Source organism: Streptomyces sp. NPDC020875, from assembly GCF_040641415.1.
In the GTDB taxonomy this organism is placed as follows: domain Bacteria; phylum Actinomycetota; class Actinomycetes; order Streptomycetales; family Streptomycetaceae; genus Streptomyces.
Window position 1 is genome coordinate 1 of record NZ_JBFADP010000061.1, and the last position, 17,345, is coordinate 17,345.

The window sequence follows — 17,345 nt, forward strand, 5'->3', positions numbered from 1 at the left end:
CGATAATCGGCGCCGGTGACGCGGACGGTGGTCATATTGAGGTTGCCCGAGGTCGGGTATGTCAGGCCGTTCGGGTCGCCAGTACCGCGACCGCCGCGATCAGGACGATCAGCAGCGCGGCCAGCGCCACGGGCGTCAGCGACGCCAGCGGGCCATCCTGCTGGAGCCGCTCGCGGTTCGCGCGGCATACCGGGCAGCGGCCCTCGGAGACCGGGGCCGCACAGTTGGCGCACACCAGACGGTCATAGGTCATGCGCTCTCCTCCTCCCGCGCCGAGCCGCGTCCTCGCGGTCCGTCGGCACACCTCTGGTGGCAACAACGCTCCGGGCGACGCGACTGTTCCCCTACCACTGTGCCAGCTCCGGCGCGGTTCGGCGCGGGGCCCGGATTCTTCCCCCCTGCGGGGGAGCGGCAAATGGGCGTGACAATCTTCGCAACCCCGGCCGTCGACTGCGTAGCCACAGAGGGTTCGCGTAGTCTCACGCACACCTCTGCTCCCGGCTGACCCGTGGTGTGTCCCGTGATCCGATTCGCCCATGTCTCCAAGACCTATCCCAAGCAGAACCGGCCAGCGCTGCACGATGTCTCCCTGGATATCACCAAGGGCGAGTTCGTGTTCCTGGTGGGTTCCTCGGGCTCCGGCAAGTCGACCTTCCTCCGGCTGATCCTCCGGGAGGAGCGGGCCAGCCACGGAACGGTCCATGTCCTCGGCAAGGATCTGGGGAAGATCTCCAACTGGAAGGTGCCGCAGGTACGGCGGAAGCTGGGCACCGTATTCCAGGACTTCCGGCTGCTGCCGAACAAGACCGTCGCCGAGAACGTGGCCTTCGCCCAGGAGGTCATCGGAAAGCCGCGCGGCGAGATCCGCAAGGCCGTACCGCAGGTGCTCGATCTGGTCGGGCTCGGCGGCAAGGAGCGCCGGATGCCCGGTGAGCTGTCCGGTGGCGAACAGCAGCGGGTCGCGATCGCGCGGGCGTTCGTCAACCGGCCGATGCTGCTGATCGCCGACGAGCCGACGGGAAATCTCGACCCCCAGACCTCCATCGGGATCATGAAGCTGCTCGACCGGATCAACCGGACGGGCACCACGGTGGTGATGGCCACCCACGACCAGAACATCGTCGACCAGATGCGCAAGCGCGTCATCGAGCTGGAACACGGCCGCCTCGTCCGCGACCAGGCCCGCGGCGTCTACGGCTACCAGCACTGACGGCCGTGGCGGGCCCGTTTCCGTACCACCTGCGCGAGAAAGGCTGATCGCACGCGATGCGCGCCCAGTTCGTCCTGTCGGAGATCGGTGTGGGTCTCCGCCGCAATCTCACGATGACCTTCGCCGTCATCATCTCGGTCGCCCTGTCGCTCGCCCTCTTCGGCAGCGCCGTACTGCTCAGCAAGCAGGTCGGCACGATGAAGGACTACTGGTACGACAAGGTCAATGTCTCGATCTACCTCTGCAACAAGAACGACGCGCGGATCTCGAAGCAGTGCTCCAAGGGCGCGGTGACCGGCGGGCAGAAGGAAGAGATCAAGACCGAGCTCGAAAAGATGGAGATCGTCGACAAAATCCATTACGAGAGCGCGGAGCAGGCGTACAAGCGCTACAAGGAGAGCTACGGCGACACTCCTCTCGCGGATACGATCACACCGGACCAGATGCCGGAGTCGTACCGGGTGAAACTGCACGACCCGGAGAAGTACGCGGTGGTCGAGACGGCCTTCGCGGGCCGGGCCGGAGTGCAGTCCGTGGAGGACCAGCGGGACATCCTGGCCAATCTCTTCGACCTGATGAAGGGGATGAACCGGGCGGCGATCGCCCTGATGTCGCTGATGCTGCTCGTGGCGCTGATGCTGATCGTCAACACGGTACGGGTCTCGGCGTTCAGCCGGCGGCGGGAGACCGGCATCATGCGGCTGGTGGGCGCGTCCAGCTTCTACATCCAGCTGCCGTTCATCCTGGAGGCGGCGATCGCCGGGCTGCTGGGCGGGCTGATGGCGGCGGGCATGCTGATCGCGGGCCGCTATTTCCTGATCGACCACGGACTGGCGCTCGCGGACAAGATGCCGCTGATCAACTTCATCGGCTGGGACGCGGTCGCGGCCACCCTGCCGCTGGTCGTGGTGATCGGTCTGCTGATGCCGGCCCTTGCCGCTTTCGTCGCGCTGCGCAAGTACCTCAAGGTGTGACATCCGCCCCGGGCGCCGTGCGGGCAACGACCGTACGGCGCCCGACGCTTGTCCTAGACTCGGGCCCATGCCGGGCCCTGAGTTCCGCCCTCGGCCCCGCCGCTCCCGCCGCGGGGCGGCCCTGACTTTGGTCTTCGCCGGAGTGCTGGCCACCGGCGCCGTGACCGACGCGCTGCCGGTCGACCGGCCCGCCGACGACCACCGGCCACTGGCCGCGGGACCGGCCGGGGCGACCGTGGACCCCGATGCCGTGGCCCGGGCCGCGGCCGACGCGGTCGCCGAGGGCGGCTCCGGTACGAAGGCGGCCCGGGAGGTCGTCAGCCGCAGCGGCGACCGGTGGGGCGCGGTCTACGACCGGGACGAGTACGCCAGGTTCCAGCAGACCCTCGACGGCGAGTACACCGGCGTCGGGCTCTGGGCGAAGCGTTCCGCCGACGGCCGGGTGGAAGTCGCCCGGGTCCGGCCCGGCGGCCCGGCCGAGCGGGCCGGGATCCGGCCCGGCGACCGGCTGCGGACCATCGGCGGGCGCTCCGTCGAAGGCCGTCCCGTGACCGAGATCGTCGCCCTGCTGCGGGGCGACGAACGGACGGACGTCACCCTGGGCCTGGCCCGTGGCGGCCGGGCGTGGACCGAGCGCCTGGTCCGGACGACCCTGTCGGCGGAGTCCGTGACGGTCGAGCGGCTGGCGGGCGGCGCGGTGAAGATCCGGGTGTCGTCGTTCACCCGGGGCACCGGCGAGCGGGTGAAGGACGCCGTCGCCGACGCGCCCGACGGCGCCGGGGTACTGCTCGATCTCCGGGGCAACAGCGGCGGGCTGATCACCGAGGCCGTGACGGCCGCCTCCGCCTTCCTCGACGGCGGTCTGGTCGCCACCTACGACATGGACGGCGAGCAGCACGCCCTGTACGCGGAGCCCGGCGGGGACACCGGCCGGCCGGTGGTCGCCCTGGTCGACGGGGGCACGATGAGCGCCGCCGAGATGGTCACCGGCGCCCTGAAGGACCGTGGCCGGGCCGTCACCGTCGGTACCCGGACCTTCGGCAAGGGGTCGGTCCAGATGCCCCGGCCGCTGCTGGACGGCTCGGTGGCCGAGCTGACCGTGGGGCACTACCGCACGCCCGAGGGGCACGAGGTCGACGGCCGGGGCATCGTGCCCGATCTGACCCCGGCGGACGGCGAGGACGCCGAGGAGCGGGCCGAGACGGTATTGAGTGGCCTGGGGGCGGGGTCGTAGTGCGAAAATGACCGCACTATGGCTAAGGAAAAAGGGCGCAAGCTGATCGCGCAGAACAAGAAGGCGCGGCACGACTATCACATCATCGACACCTATGAGTGCGGTCTGGTGCTCACCGGTACCGAGGTGAAGTCGCTGCGCCAGGGGCGGGCGTCCCTGGCGGACGGGTTCGTCCAGATCGACGGGCACGAGGCGTGGCTGCACAACGTGCACGTACCCGAGTACTCGCAGGGGACCTGGACCAACCACTCGGCGCGGCGGAAGCGGAAGCTGCTGATGCACCGGGCGGAGATCGACAAGCTGGAGTCCAAGGCGCAGGAGTCCGGTCATACCGTCGTACCGCTCGCCCTGTACTTCAAGGACGGCCGGGCCAAGGTGGAGATCGCCCTGGCGCGGGGCAAGAAGGAGTACGACAAGCGGCAGACGCTGCGGGAGCGGCAGGACCGGCGCGAGGCGGACAAGGCGATCTCGGCGGCGCGGCGGCGGCAGCGGGCGCAGGAGCCCCGCTGACCTGTTCCGCCGACGCCGGCTGTCGGCCGTCGCCCGGTCGGGTCCTGGATTCCGGGGCCGGTCAGGGCTCGCGTCGCGTCGCGGCGGCGCTACGGTTCCGGCGCGGAGCCGGGTGCCGGGGAATGCGCTGGCACCGGATCGTGTTGGTCCCGTACGATGGGAACGTCCCTCGGTGAGGGGCGAGCCGACGGGCTGCCGTCGGTATTGCTTGAAAATTCAACATGGGGATGATCGGTTTCGACAGCGGATGTCGAGGCAGGGGAAGCGAGCCGAGGAAGCGGCAATGATCTCGTAAACCATATGTCGCAAACAATAATCGCCAATTCCAAGCGCGATAACTCCGAAGCCTTCGCCCTCGCTGCCTAATAAGCAGTAGAGACGAAACTTCACTCATGGAGCGTCAGCCCGGGGGTGTTCCCGACCCGGTCCCTGGCGTCAACTAGGGAACTCAACCTCTAGACCCGGTCACGGGGTCAAGAGGAAAATCCAACAGTGACTGAGCCCGTCGGAGACTTGTCCGTGTGATCTCCGGGGCCGAGAAAATCGCAGCGGACTGCGCTCGGAGAAGCCCTGGTTCCGCACCGTTGGACGCGGGTTCGATTCCCGCCATCTCCACTCATCCCATGTGAGGCGAAGGCCCGGCTGTCAGCGACAGCCGGGCCTTCGTCGTGTGGTCGGAGCGTTCGCGGCGACCTGCGACGGCGGTCGGCGCGGGGGGCCTAACGTGGAGCGGTGGATGTGGACTTCTGGTTCGACCCCGTATGCCCGTACACCTATCTCACCTCCCGCTGGCTCCGGGAAGCCGCCGCCGTACGGCCGCTCTCCGTCCGGTGGCGGGTGATGAGCCTCGCCGTACTCAACGAACACCGCGACGACGACCCCGAAGGCGACTGGGGCGAATATCTCTGGGCGCCGGTCCGGGTCTGCGCGGCCGTAGAGCACCGGTACGGCTCCGACGCGCTCGGCGCCTTCCTCGGCGAACTCGGCGCCGCCTTCCATCTCGACGGCGACTGGGACGCGATCCCCGGCGCCCTGGAGCGGGCCGGGCTGCCGCCCGGAGCGGCCGACACCGCCTGGACCACCGAGTACGACGACGCCGTACGGGCCTCGCACGCCGAGGCCGTCGCCCTCGTCGGCACCGACGTCGGCACCCCCGTCCTGGGCGTCCCCGGGCCCGGTGGACCCGGTGGACCCGGTGGACCCGGTGGCTCCGGCAGTGCCGGGGGTTCCGGCGGGCCGGGCGGCGGCCGGATCGGGCTCTTCGGCCCGGTGGTCTCGCCCGTACCCACCGGGGCGGCGGCCGGACGGCTCTGGGACGGCTTTCTGCTGCTGGCCTCCGTACCGGGATTCCAGGAGATCAAGCGCACCCGGACGGAGTCCGCGCCCCGGCTCGACGGGCTCCGCTGACGGGCCGGCCACCGCCGAAGACCGTCCGGAGTACGGGACATGACGGGAGTTCACCCCCGCCGGTGCACCTCTTCCGGCGGATCGCCGTCTATAGCTGGTGACGGCGGCGTGTCAGCGCCGCCGCCTCCAGAACCAAGGACGGAGAAAGACCACATGGTCTCAGCCAAGGTGAGCAGGGGAACCGCGGCCGGTGCCGCACTGCTGTCGCTGTGCGCGGTCCTCGTACCCGCTCAGTCGGCGGTCGCGGCGCCCGGATCGCCCGGTGCCGCCGGTGCTCCCGGCCCGGCGGGCGCGGGCGGTACGGGTACGGGGGCGAGCGCGCCCCGTACGGCCGCGCCCCTGACCGCCCCCGACCCCGTCGCCCTGCGGTCCGCCCTCAAGGCCGCCCTCGCCAACGGCGCGCCGGGCGCGATGGCCCGGATCGACGACGGCATCGGCGTACTCCGGCAGGTCGAGGGCATCGGGGACCGCGCCACCGGGCGCGCCATCAACACCGCCGACCGGTTCCGGATCGGCAGTGTCAGCAAGACCTTCTCCGCCGTCGTCCTGCTCCAGCTCGTGGACGAGGGCGCGCTGGCGCTCGACGCGCCCGTGAACGACTACCTCCCCGGGCTGATCGACCCCCGGATCACGGTCCGCCATCTGCTGAGCCACCGCACCGGGCTCTACGACTACACCAACGACATGTTCGCCGCGACGGTGCCCGGCTTCGAATCCGTCCGCAACCGGGTCTTCAGCTACCGCGAACTGCTCGATCTCTCCCTCGCGAAGCCGCCGACGGTCACCCCGGGGACGACGTACTCCTACTCCAACACCAACTTCGTCGTCGCGGGCATGCTGATCGAGAAGCTGACGGGCACGGACGTCGGGACGGCGTACGAGCGGCGGATCATCGACCGCCTCGACCTCGACGACACGTTCTATGTCCACCCGGACACCGCGATCCCCGGCAGCCACGTCAAGGGCTACCTCCGGCCCGACGAGGCCGGGGCGCCGCTCGTCGACTCCACCCGGCAGACCGCGTCCTGGGCGCAGAGCGCGGGCGCCGTGATCTCCAGCACCCGTGATCTGAACACCTTCATGTCGGCGCTGATGAAGGGACGGCTGACCTCGGCGGCGGCGCTCGCGGAGATGCGGACCTGGACGCCGGTCAACTCCACCCAGGGGTACGGGCTGGGGCTGCGGCGGCGCGATCTGTCCTGCGGGGTGTCCGTGTACGGGCACACCGGGACCGTGCAGGGGTACTACACCTTCGCCTTCGCGTCGGGGGACGGGAGGCGGGCGATCACGGCGGTGGCGAACACGTCCAACACGGGTGCGGTGCTGAATACGCTGCCGAGGACGCTGGAGGCGGCGTTCTGCGGTCCCGCGGCGCCCGCGCCCGCGCCCGCGGCCGCGACGGCGCCGGCGGCTCGTTCGGCTGCGCCCGAGCGGGCGGAGCGCCACGAGGACATCGCGCCGGGGCGGGCCGTTCCGCAGTAGCCGCGCCCGGACGGCGCCGCGGGGTGACGCGGCGCCGTCCCAGCGGCTCGCGCGGTGCGTTGTGCCCCTGTGCCCCTGTGCCTCGGCGGTGGGGGACCCCGAGCGCGTCGCTCTCCGGGTCTCGCCCGGCGCCCGGGCGTTGTCGGCGGTCTGCAGACCGTCCGTGGCTGGTCGCGCAGTTCCCCGCGCCCCTCAATGCTCTCCCCAGCGCCGACCCTGAAAAAGGCACCGCCCCACCAACGAGGGCCCGCCTCTTTCCGAGGGCGGTCAGGAAGGCAACCAGGGGCGCGGGGAACTGCGCGACCAGCCACGACGGTGGTGTGCACCGCCGACAACGCCCGGGCGCCGGACGGGACCCGGGTTCGGGGCGGCAACTCGGAGAGCCAAGGCGCTGGGGGTCCCCCCATTGCCGAAGGCATAGGGGGCGGAACTGCGCGACCAGCCACGAGGGTGGTGTGCACCGCCGACAACATCAGGGCGCCGGGCGGGACCCGGGTTCGGGGCGGTGCCCGGGAGAGCCAGGCGCTGGGGCCCCATTGCCCGCGGGCCGCGAACAACATCAGGTTGCCGGGCGCGGTCCGGGTTGTCGGTGGCGCCCGGGAGAGCCGAGAGTCGCGGCGCGCGGGGTGTTTTCGGGGCGGGAGGGTAGGAGCACTCTGGGAGCGAGACCCGTGGCGAGCCCGAGGTGGTGACAGGGGCATGGCGGCACAGGCAGCGGACCCGTTGAGGTCCGCCGACGGACGCGACCCGGAGGCGCCCGATCCATATGGTTGGCGTTTTGACAGCGGGCGGGTCTGTCTGGACCTCGTCGCCACCGCCGAACCCGCCCCCGGCGGCGGGCCGGTGGACGAGCCGCTCGCCGGGGAGGGGCGGCTGCGGCGCTGGCTGGTCGGGGCCCGGCTGGTGCCGCCGGGGACTCCGCTGCCCGCCGACTGCCCCCGCTGGGTGGAGCGGTTCGCCGAACTCCGCGGTCATCTGGCCCAGGTGGTGCGCGCCGAGATCGAGGGGTGGGGAGAGGGCGGCGGGCGTACCCCCGCCGATGTCGCCCTTGACCGGGTGAACGCGCTGGCCGCCGGGGCGCCCCCGGCGGTGCGGGCGGTACGGGACCCGAGCGGGACCCTGGTCCGGGCGGTGACCCGGACGCCCGACTGCGCCGAACTCCTGGCCGCCGTCGCCCGGGACGCCGTCGAGCTGCTGACCGACCCGGCGGCCCGGCGGCTGCTGCGGCAGTGCGAGGGCGAGAGCTGCCGGAGGGTGTATGTGGACACTTCGCGCGGCAGCCGCCGCCGCTGGTGTTCGAGCGAGACCTGCGGCAACCGGGAGCGGGTCGCCAGACACCGGCGGCGGGTCGCCGAGGCGGCCCTGGCCCGGGCCTGAGGTCCACCGACGCGAAGAACCCGCCGCCTCGGGGACCGTCCGGGGCCCGAGGCACCGGGAAGCCGCTGACCCGGGCGGGGGCGCCCGGGGAATCGGGAGCCGACCGGCCCGGGAAGCCGGGAAGCCGCCCGACTCCGGCCGTCGGCGTACCCGGGAAGCCGGGAAGCCGAGGCCGTCGCGCACCCGCGCACACGGGTACCCGGCCGACCCGGGCAGTTGGCGTGCCCGGGAAGCGGGGAAGCCGGGGGCACCGGGAACACCGCGCACCCGGGAAGCCGGGGGAGCCGGGAGCGCCACCGCCCCGGGAGGCGAGGCGCCGGATTCCTGGATATCCGGATATCTGGACATCCGGGAATCCGGAAAAACCGGGAATTCGAAGAATGATCTCGGATGCGTTGAACCGTTTCCCGGTCCGGTACGTAAAACGGGGTGAACCCGGCGCCGGGGCGGTTCCGCGGCCGTACGCCGGGGCGGTTCGAAATCACTGTCACGACCATGGAAATGAGTAGGGAAAGGAGGGCGAACAGGGCGTTTTCCCAGGCTGGTCGGAAGTTTTTCCGGTCGCCTTGAATGCCGAGGCGTCTTCGTCCGTAAAGGACGGGGACAGTAGTCAGCCGAAGCCATGTCAAGGTCTCGACCGGGAGGTTGCAGGTGCGCAAAGATGCCGCCGTGGCCGATGACCGTCCGCAGAGGGCTCGCCATCGCAGCACGCCGCCGTACCAGTTCTCCGCCGTCCCCGACGAGGAGTTGGTACGGGCGCTCTACCGCGAACACGCGGGACCTCTGCTCGCCTATGTGTTGCGTCTCGTCGCCGGCGACCGCCAGCGTGCCGAGGACGTGGTGCAGGAGACGCTCATCCGTGCCTGGAAGAACGCCGGTCAGCTCAATCGCGCGACCGGCTCCGTCCGACCCTGGCTGGTGACGGTCGCCCGGCGGATCGTCATCGACGGTCACCGCAGCCGGCAGGCCCGGCCGCAGGAGGTCGACCCGTCGCCGCTGGAGGTCATGCCCGCGGAGGACGAGATAGACAAGGCGTTGTGGCTGATGACGCTATCGGACGCACTGGACGATTTGACACCTGCGCACCGGGAAGTACTCCTGGAGACCTACTTCAAGGGCCGGACGGTCAACGAGGCGGCGGAAACGCTCGGCATTCCCAGTGGGACGGTCCGTTCGCGAGTGTTCTACGCGCTGCGTTCGATGAAACTCGCGTTGGAGGAAAGGGGGGTCACAGCATGACCATGCGGGGGCAGGGCTCGATTCACGACGCCGTGGGGGCGTATGTGCTCGGAGTCCTGGACGACGCGGACATGTCCGCGTTCGAGGTGCATCTGGCGGGATGCGAGATGTGTGCCGGACGACTGGAGGAGTTCTCCTGTCTGGAGCCGATGCTGGCCGTGCTGGCCGAGGCCCCGGTACCGCCCGCCGCCACGCCCTCGCCCCCTCCCGGTTCACGCTGTTCGCCTCTCTCCCCTCATTCCCCTCATTCCTCTCGCGCCCCTTATTCTCCTTATGCTCCTTATTCAACGGAGCCGCCCCATTCCCCCGGCGCGATCAGGTCTTCCGGTTCGGCCCGTTCGTATCGGCCCGGTGCCGGTCCCGGGCCGAGTGCCCGTGGCGGGCCGGGGCGGGAGGGTCCGCCCGGCCGGCCGCCGGGGGCACCGGGCGCGCCGGGGGCCCATCTGCTGCCGGTGCTGCCGGGGCCGCCCGCGCCCCGGGCGCTCGACGGACTGCTCGGCCAGGTGGCCGCCGCCCGGTCGGCCCGGCGCAGGCGCGGTACGTATCTGGTGGCCGCCGCCGCGGCGCTGATCGTGGCGGCCCCGGTGGTGACGTATCTGATCGCCGACGGCGGGGGACAGCCGGGCGTCGGTACGGGGCCGCTGCCGATGGCCCCCTCCGAGCACGCGCTGCTGGCGGAGATGCGGGACAAGGCCCGGGCGACCGATCCGACGACCCTGGTGTCGGCGACCGTCGGAATGGAGCCGAGGGGCTGGGGGACCCGGACCGTTCTGGAGCTGAAGGGTGTCAAGGGCCCGCTGAAGTGCAATCTGGTCGCCGTGTCGAAGACCGGTGAGGAGGAGGTCATCACCTCCTGGGCGGTGCCCGCGTGGGGGTACGGCATCCCGGACGGGCCGACCGGCGCGTCGCGGCACCCGCTGTACGTGCACGGCGGCGCGGCGATGGACCGCGAGGAGATCGACCGGTTCGAGGTACGGACCTTCGGCAATCAGAAACTGGTCGAGATCGACGTCTGACCCCGCCTGACAGACGGCCCCCCTTCGCGTACGGTTGACGGCTGCCCAGTGCACGTCAGAAGGGGGCCTCGGTGGCCAGGCACAACGCCGCTGCGGACACGGCCGACGATTCGGCCGGAGACACGGTTCGGGGATCGGCCGGTGGACCGCCGGCCGGCCCCGCCCGGGAAACGGCCGGAGAACCGGCCCGGGACGCGGCCGGGGAAACGGCCGGTGGACCGGCGGCCGATTCCGTCCGCGATCGGGAGATCGCCGTCGAACAGGTACACCTCGACCGGGTGTACGTACGTCTTGAGGAGAAGATCCACGAGGCGGAGTTCCTGATGCACGACGCCGCCCGGCTCGGCCAGGTCGGCACGCCCGGCGCGCTGGCCGAGCGGGACGCCCAGGTCTTCCGGGCCGGGGTGCATCTCAACCGGCTGCACGCCGAGTACGAGGACTTCCTCTTCGGCCGGATCGACCTGCTGTACGGCAAGGACGGCAAACGGGGCCCCGACGGCGCCTACACCTCGGTGGAGCCCGCGGACGACGCCGTACGCCCCGACAACACCGCCGATATCGGCGAGACCCTGCACATCGGCCGGATGGGGGTACTCGACGAGGAGTACGCGCCGCTGGTGATCGACTGGCGGGCCCCGGCCGCCGCGCCCTTCTACCGCTCCACGCCCGTCGACCCGGGCCGGGTCGTCCGCCGCCGGGTGATCCGCTCCAAGGGGCGCAAGGTGCTCGGCGTCGAGGACGACCTGATGCGCCCCGAGCTGACCGCGAGCCTCGACGGCCGGGAGCTGGCGGTGATCGGCGACGGCGCCCTGATGGCGGCGCTCGGCCGGTCCCGCGGCCATACGATGCGCGACATCGTCTCCTCCATCCAGGCCGAGCAGGACCTGGTCATCCGGGCGCCCGCCGCTTCGGTCACCCATGTGGAGGGCGGCCCCGGCACCGGCAAGACGGCGGTGGCCCTGCACCGGGCCGCCTATCTGCTCTACCAGGACCGCCGCCGGTACGCGGGCGGAATCCTGATCGTCTCCCCGACACCGCTGCTCGTCGCCTACACGGAGGGCGTACTGCCGTCCCTGGGCGAGGAGGGGCAGGTCGCGATCCGGGCGGTCGGCCATCTGGTCGACGGCGCGGAGGCGACGGCCTACGACACCCCGGCCGTGGCCCGGATCAAGGGCGCGTCGCGGATGCTGAAGGTGCTCAGGAAGGCCGCCCGGGGCGCGCTGGAGCTGCCGCCGCCCGCCGCGTCGGAGGGGCAGCTCGCCTTCGGAGACGACGAGGGGACCGACGAGTCCCCGGCGGCGAAGCCGCCCGTACGGACCGATCTGCTGCGGGTCGTCGCCTTCGGGCGGCGGCTCGAACTGGAGGCCGCCGAGCTGCGCCGGATCCGGCAGACCGTGCTCAGCGGCACGGCCCCGGTCAATCTGCTGCGGCCCCGGGCCCGGCGGCTGCTGCTGGACGCGCTGTACGCCCGCTCCGGCTCGGCCGGCCGGCACGCGGACCCCGAGCTGGCGGCCGAGCTGCGGTCCTCCTTCGACGAGGACGTCACCTCCGAGGACGCCTTCACCGGCTTCCTCGACGCCTGGTGGCCCGAGCTGACGCCGCGGACCGTGCTGGCGGCGATGGCCGACGAGCGGCGGCTGGGCCGCTGGGCGCGCCGGGTGCTGACCCCGGGCGAGGTCCGGGCGACGGCCCGCTCCCTGAAGCGGATCGGCCCGGACGGCTCCGGGCCGCTGTCGGTGCACGACGTGGCCCTGCTGGACGAGCTCGACACCCTGCTGGGCACCCCGGCCCGGCCGAAGCGGAAGCGGGAGTACGACCCGCTGGACCAGCTCACCGGCCTGGAGGAGCTGATGCCCCGGCGCGAGGAGACCCAGCGGGAGCGGGCCGAGCGGCTGGCGGCGGAGCGTACCGAGTACGCGCATGTCATCGTCGACGAGGCGCAGGACGTGACGCCCATGCAGTGGCGCATGATCGGCCGCCGGGGGCGGCACGCGACCTGGACGGTGGTGGGGGACCCGGCGCAGTCGTCGTGGCCCGAGCCAAAGGACGCGGCCGAGGCCCGGGACGAGGCGCTGGGGACCCGGCCGAGGCGGCGGTTCGAGCTGACCGTGAACTACCGCAACCCGGCGGAGATCGCCGAACTTGCGGCGAAGGTGCTGGCCCGCGCGATGCCGGGGGCGACCTCGCCGACCGCGGTCCGCTCGACGGGCGTGGTGCCCCGGTTCGCCCCCGCCGACGGTGCCGGTGGTGGCACCGGCGGCGGTACGGGACTGGGCGCGACGGTCCGGGCGGAGGCCGAACGGCTGCTCGCCCGGGTCGACGGCACCGTCGGCGTGGTGGTCGCCATGGACCGCCGCGAGGAGGCCGCGGGCTGGCTGGCCGGACTCGGCGACCGGGTGGTGGCCCTCGGCTCGCTGGAGGCGAAGGGCCTGGAGTACGACGCGTCGATCGTGGTGGCGCCCGCCGAGATCGCGGGCGCCGACGAGACCGGGCTCCGGGTGCTCTACGTGGCTCTGACCCGGGCGACCCGGGAGCTGACCGTGGTCACCACGGCGGCGGACGCGCCGGACGAGGCGGGGGTGCCGGAGCTGCTGCGGGACTGACCGGGACCGACCGGGGGGCCGACTCGGAGCCGGGTGGGCGTACCGGTTCCGCCGGTCGGGGGCGGGCGGGCGGACCGGCGCGGTCCGTACGGGGCAACCCGCCTGCGAACCAAGAACAGTTTGTTAGCCTTGGGATTGGCACCGGCCCGATCCAAGCCCCCGGGCCCAACCTTCGTCGCTTCGAGCGACCACTTGCCGCGAGGCGAGCATGGCGGGCCGGTGTCACTCAGCGTAGAAGTCGTACGGATCGGGTCCGTGTCCCCTCGGGGCGCGGGCCCGATCTCGTTCCGGGGCGGCCTCCGCGAGCGGTCCACGACCCCGCTGACCTGAGGTTTTTCTCGTATCGTGGAACTGGATTTCCAGAAACAATACGACCACTATTACCTGCTACCCGCAGGTAGGTGCGACCATCGGGAGTGCGCCGCCGTAGCCCAGCCGAAGCGCCGGGCCGCGGCGGTGGAGCGAAAGAGCTAGGGAAAGCAGAGGGATCCGGCCATGGCAACGGCGCCAAGCGTCTCGTACTCGATGACGGTCAGGCTGGAGGTGCCCGCGAGCGGAACCGCGGTCTCCCAGCTCACCACGGCGGTGGAGTCCTCCGGTGGATCGGTCACCGGCCTCGACGTCACCGCCTCCGGGCACGAAAAGCTCCGGATCGACGTCACCATCGCGGCATCCTCCACCGCGCACGCCGACGAGATCGTCGAGGGGCTGCGCTCCATCGAGGGAGTCGTCCTCGGCAAGGTCTCCGACCGGACCTTCCTGATGCACCTCGGCGGCAAGATCGAGATGCAGTCCAAGCACCCCATCCGCAACCGTGACGACCTCTCCATGATCTACACCCCGGGCGTCGCCCGGGTCTGTATGGCCATCGCGGAGAACCCCGAGGACGCCCGCAGGCTCACCATCAAGCGGAACTCCGTCGCCGTGGTCACCGACGGCTCCGCCGTACTCGGCCTCGGCAATATCGGCCCCAAGGCCGCCCTGCCCGTGATGGAGGGCAAGGCGGCCCTCTTCAAGCGGTTCGCCGGGATCGACGCCTGGCCCCTCTGCCTGGACACCCAGGACACCGACGAGATCGTCGCGATCGTCAAGGCCATCGCGCCCGGTTTCGCCGGAATCAACCTGGAGGACATCTCCGCGCCCCGCTGCTTCGAGATCGAGGCCCGGCTGCGCGAGGCCCTCGACATCCCCGTCTTCCACGACGACCAGCACGGCACCGCCATCGTGGTGCTGGCCGCCCTGACCAACGCGCTGCGCGTGGTCGGCAAGGCCGTCTCGGACGTACGGGTCGTCATGTCCGGTGCCGGGGCCGCCGGTACGGCGATCCTGAAGCTGCTGATCGCGGCCGGGGTCAAGCACGCCGTCGTCGCCGACATCCACGGTGTGGTGCACGCCGACCGCCCCGACCTGGTCGACGCCGCCCCGGGTACGCCGCTCCGCTGGATTGCCGACAACACCAACCCCGAGGGCGTCACCGGCACCCTGAAGCAGGCCGTGGCCGGGGCCGATGTCTTCATCGGCGTCTCGGCGCCCAACCTCCTCGGCGCCGAGGACGTCTCGGCGATGGCCGACGACGCCATCGTGTTCGCGCTCGCGAACCCGGACCCGGAGGTCGACCCCGCCGTCGCCCGCCGTACCGCCGCCGTGGTCGCCACCGGCCGCTCCGACTTCCCCAACCAGATCAACAACGTGCTGGTCTTCCCGGGGGTCTTCCGCGGTCTGCTGGACGCCCAGTCCCGGACCGTCAACACGGAGATGATGCTGGCCGCGGCGACCGCCCTGGCCGATGTCGTCACCGAGGACGAGCTGAACCCGAACTACATCATCCCCTCGGTCTTCAACGACAAGGTCGCCGGAGCCGTCGCGGGCGCCGTCCGGACCGCCGCGAAGGCCGCCGCGGCCGATGTGACCCCCACCACCTGACCCCCGCCGACCCCGCCTGACCTCGGCTCCCGGCGCGTCGTGGAACGCGGCGCGCCCGCCGCCGATCTAGGGTGGCCGGAACCACGGGCCCGCGCGGCTGCGTTGTGTCCCCGCCGTGTCGACGGAACGTCACCACGGCGGGGCGGTGGCGCTTTTCGTGTGATCCGGGAGGGTGCCGGATTGGCGTTCCCGCCATTGGTGGAGGCAGGATGCTGCTCCGAGGACCTGCGTCCCTGGGGAGATTCCACCGGACAGGGCGGGGTCAGCTGACGGACCCCCTGACCGGGGGAGTGTCAGAGGGCCCTGGCAGCATCGGCTTCGATCTCACGCCTCACAGGCAAGAAGAAACACGGGAGTAAGAACATGAACCGCAGTGAGCTGGTGGCCGCGCTGGCCGACCGCGCCGAGGTGACCCGCAAGGACGCCGACGCCGTGCTGGCCGCCCTCGCCGAGACCGTCGGTGAGGTCGTCGCCAAGGGCGACGAGAAGGTCACCATCCCCGGCTTCCTGACCTTCGAGCGCACCCACCGTGCCGCTCGCACCGCGCGCAACCCGCAGACGGGCGACCCCATCCAGATCCCCGCGGGTTACAGCGTCAAGGTCTCGGCGGGCTCGAAGCTGAAGGAAGCGGCCAAGGGCAAGTAACCCTTCGGCCGGATCACGGCCGTACCGCCGTACGGCGGAGCGCGGTCGCCGGACAGCGACGAGGGCGGTCACCATTCGATGGTGACCGCCCTCGTGTCGTTTCCGGGGCCGTCCGCCGGGCGGGCGGCCCGGGGCGCGGACCCGGCGGCCCGACCCGTGGCCCGGGGCGCGGGCGTGCGCCCCGGGGCCGTAAGACCGGTTACAGGCCCTTGCCCGCGGCGGGCAGCTCGACCTTCGCGCCCAGGTCCGCGAGCTTCCGCATGAAGTTCTCGTAACCCCGGTTGATCAGATCGATGCCGTGCACCCGGGACGTCCCCTGGGCCGCCAGAGCCGCGATCAGATACGAGAAACCGCCCCGCAGGTCCGGGATGACCAGATCGGCGCCCTGGAGCTTCGTGGGGCCCGACACGACCGCCGAGTGCAGGAAGTTCCGCTGGCCGAAGCGGCAGTCCGAGCCGCCCAGGCACTCCCGGTACAGCTGGATGTGGGCACCCATCTGGTTGAGCGCCGAGGTGAAGCCCAGCCGGGACTCGTAGACCGTCTCGTGGACGATGGAGAGCCCGGACGCCTGGGTCAGCGCCACCACCAGCGGCTGCTGCCAGTCGGTCTGGAAACCGGGGTGGACGTCCGTCTCCAGGGCGATGGCGCTGAGGGAGCCGCCCGGATGCCAGAACCGGATGCCCTCGTCGTCGATCTCGAACGCGCCACCGACCTTGCGGTAGGTGTTGAGGAACGTCATCATCGACCGCTGCTGGGCGCCCCGGACATAGATATTGCCCTCGGTCGCCAGCGCCGCCGACGCCCACGACGCGGCCTCCAGCCGGTCCGGCAGCGCCCGGTGGGTGTAGCCGCCGAGCCGGTCGACACCGGTGATCCGGATCGTCCGGTCGGTGTCCATCGAGATGATGGCGCCCATCTTCTGCAGAACGCAGATCAGGTCCTCGATCTCGGGCTCGACCGCCGCGTTCGACAGCTCCGTCACGCCCTCGGCGAGCACCGCCGTCAGCAGCACCTGCTCGGTCGAGCCGACCGAGGGGTACGGCAGCCGGATCTTGCAGCCGCGCAGCCGCTGCGGGGCCTCCAGGTACTGGCCGCCGTCCCGCCGCTCGATCTTCGCGCCGAACTGCCGCAGCACGTCGAAGTGGAAGTCGATCGGCCGGCCGCCGATGTCGCAGCCGCCGAGACCCGGGATGAAGGCATGGCCCAGCCGGTGCAGCAGCGGGCCGCAGAAGAGGATCGGGATCCGCGACGAGCCCGCGTGCGCGTCGATGTCGGCGACATTCGCCGACTCCACGTGCGTCGGGTCGAGAACCAGCTCACCGGGCTCCTCACCCGGCCGGACGGTGACCCCGTGCAACTGGAGGAGCCCGCGCACCACCCGCACATCGCGGATGTCGGGCACATTGCGCAGTCTGCTCGGTTCACTGCCGAGGAGCGCGGCGACCATCGCCTTCGGCACCAGGTTCTTGGCGCCGCGGACGCGGATCTCGCCCTCCAGCGGAGTTCCGCCGTGGACAAGCAGTACATCGTCTGTGCCGGTCATGAATCTCGCGTTCCGGAGTGGTCGGGCAGGGGGCCAGAGAAAAGGGTAAGGGGCCGGGGGCCGTGCCCCGTCAGGGCGGGGAGGGGGTAGAGGGTCATGATTTCGGTACAGCACACAGGGTGTGCGGCGCGGCGCGTAGCGTGACGGGTTCCGCGGCGGGGTGCGTGAGGGTACGGGGCCGG

14 protein-coding genes and 1 other RNA gene are annotated in these 17,345 nt (G+C 71.5%); 13 read left to right on the top strand and 2 right to left on the bottom strand.

Annotated elements, in window-relative coordinates; genetic code table 11:
* Window positions 1–61: 61 nt before the first annotated feature.
* Complete coding sequence (locus AB0G74_RS28500; RefSeq protein ID WP_361151812.1) at window positions 62–253, bottom strand: hypothetical protein; 192 nt, start codon at window positions 251–253, stop codon at window positions 62–64.
* A gap of 267 nt (window positions 254–520) precedes the next feature.
* On the opposite strand from AB0G74_RS28500, the gene ftsE reads away from it, so the two are divergent.
* The 13 genes from ftsE to AB0G74_RS28565 all read left to right on the top strand — a co-directional run bounded on the left by ftsE (window position 521) and on the right by AB0G74_RS28565 (window position 15,620).
* A complete protein-coding gene (gene ftsE / locus AB0G74_RS28505; RefSeq protein WP_361151815.1) occupies window positions 521–1,210 on the top strand; it encodes a cell division ATP-binding protein FtsE in 690 nt (229 codons plus the stop codon).
* Window positions 1,211–1,266: 56 nt separating this feature from the next.
* Window positions 1,267–2,184, top strand: a complete 918-nt coding sequence (gene ftsX / locus AB0G74_RS28510) for a permease-like cell division protein FtsX (RefSeq protein ID WP_361151818.1) — start codon at window positions 1,267–1,269, stop codon at window positions 2,182–2,184.
* Window positions 2,185–2,251: 67 nt separating this feature from the next.
* Window positions 2,252–3,418, top strand: a complete 1,167-nt coding sequence (locus AB0G74_RS28515) for a S41 family peptidase (RefSeq protein ID WP_361151820.1) — start codon at window positions 2,252–2,254, stop codon at window positions 3,416–3,418.
* Between the two features lie 18 nt (window positions 3,419–3,436).
* Window positions 3,437–3,928, top strand: coding sequence for an SsrA-binding protein SmpB (gene smpB / locus AB0G74_RS28520; RefSeq protein WP_361151823.1), 492 nt, complete (start codon window positions 3,437–3,439; stop codon window positions 3,926–3,928).
* Between the two features lie 223 nt (window positions 3,929–4,151).
* Window positions 4,152–4,546, top strand: a transfer-messenger RNA (tmRNA) gene (gene ssrA / locus AB0G74_RS28525).
* Between the two features lie 114 nt (window positions 4,547–4,660).
* Window positions 4,661–5,335, top strand: a complete 675-nt coding sequence (locus AB0G74_RS28530; protein WP_361151826.1) for a disulfide bond formation protein DsbA — start codon at window positions 4,661–4,663, stop codon at window positions 5,333–5,335.
* A gap of 153 nt (window positions 5,336–5,488) precedes the next feature.
* Complete coding sequence (locus AB0G74_RS28535; protein WP_361151828.1) at window positions 5,489–6,817, top strand: serine hydrolase domain-containing protein; 1,329 nt, start codon at window positions 5,489–5,491, stop codon at window positions 6,815–6,817.
* Between the two features lie 699 nt (window positions 6,818–7,516).
* Complete coding sequence (locus AB0G74_RS28540; RefSeq protein WP_361151830.1) at window positions 7,517–8,194, top strand: CGNR zinc finger domain-containing protein; 678 nt, start codon at window positions 7,517–7,519, stop codon at window positions 8,192–8,194.
* A 645-nt stretch (window positions 8,195–8,839) separates the two neighbouring features.
* On the top strand, window positions 8,840–9,433 hold the full coding sequence (locus AB0G74_RS28545; RefSeq protein WP_358824021.1) for a sigma-70 family RNA polymerase sigma factor: 594 nt from the start codon (window positions 8,840–8,842) through the stop codon (window positions 9,431–9,433).
* Complete coding sequence (locus AB0G74_RS28550; protein ID WP_361151832.1) at window positions 9,430–10,449, top strand: zf-HC2 domain-containing protein; 1,020 nt, start codon at window positions 9,430–9,432, stop codon at window positions 10,447–10,449. Before AB0G74_RS28545 ends, AB0G74_RS28550 begins: the two co-directional genes overlap by 4 nt.
* A 71-nt stretch (window positions 10,450–10,520) precedes the next feature.
* Window positions 10,521–13,052, top strand: a complete 2,532-nt coding sequence (locus tag AB0G74_RS28555) for a UvrD-helicase domain-containing protein (protein ID WP_361151835.1) — start codon at window positions 10,521–10,523, stop codon at window positions 13,050–13,052.
* A 495-nt stretch (window positions 13,053–13,547) separates the two neighbouring features.
* On the top strand, window positions 13,548–14,975 hold the full coding sequence (locus AB0G74_RS28560; RefSeq protein WP_361151837.1) for an NAD-dependent malic enzyme: 1,428 nt from the start codon (window positions 13,548–13,550) through the stop codon (window positions 14,973–14,975).
* Between the two features lie 363 nt (window positions 14,976–15,338).
* Complete coding sequence (locus AB0G74_RS28565; RefSeq protein WP_004571953.1) at window positions 15,339–15,620, top strand: HU family DNA-binding protein; 282 nt, start codon at window positions 15,339–15,341, stop codon at window positions 15,618–15,620.
* Between the two features lie 199 nt (window positions 15,621–15,819).
* Here AB0G74_RS28565 and murA read toward each other — a convergent pair whose 3' ends face one another.
* Entirely contained in the window at window positions 15,820–17,163 is a 1,344-nt protein-coding gene (murA, locus tag AB0G74_RS28570) for a UDP-N-acetylglucosamine 1-carboxyvinyltransferase (protein WP_361151840.1), read from the bottom strand.
* Window positions 17,164–17,345: the final 182 nt, after the last annotated feature.

Coding starts and splice junctions, on each gene's coding strand:
- AB0G74_RS28550 (WP_361151832.1), top strand. CDS start 9,430: ATGACCATGCGGGGGCAGGGCTCGATTCACGACGCCGTGGGGGCGTAT.
- AB0G74_RS28540 (WP_361151830.1), top strand. CDS start 7,517: ATGGCGGCACAGGCAGCGGACCCGTTGAGGTCCGCCGACGGACGCGAC.
- AB0G74_RS28565 (WP_004571953.1), top strand. CDS start 15,339: ATGAACCGCAGTGAGCTGGTGGCCGCGCTGGCCGACCGCGCCGAGGTG.
- AB0G74_RS28500 (WP_361151812.1), bottom strand. CDS start 253: ATGACCTATGACCGTCTGGTGTGCGCCAACTGTGCGGCCCCGGTCTCC.
- ftsX (WP_361151818.1), top strand. CDS start 1,267: ATGCGCGCCCAGTTCGTCCTGTCGGAGATCGGTGTGGGTCTCCGCCGC.
- AB0G74_RS28535 (WP_361151828.1), top strand. CDS start 5,489: ATGGTCTCAGCCAAGGTGAGCAGGGGAACCGCGGCCGGTGCCGCACTG.
- murA (WP_361151840.1), bottom strand. CDS start 17,163: ATGACCGGCACAGACGATGTACTGCTTGTCCACGGCGGAACTCCGCTG.
- AB0G74_RS28515 (WP_361151820.1), top strand. CDS start 2,252: ATGCCGGGCCCTGAGTTCCGCCCTCGGCCCCGCCGCTCCCGCCGCGGG.
- smpB (WP_361151823.1), top strand. CDS start 3,437: ATGGCTAAGGAAAAAGGGCGCAAGCTGATCGCGCAGAACAAGAAGGCG.
- AB0G74_RS28560 (WP_361151837.1), top strand. CDS start 13,548: ATGGCAACGGCGCCAAGCGTCTCGTACTCGATGACGGTCAGGCTGGAG.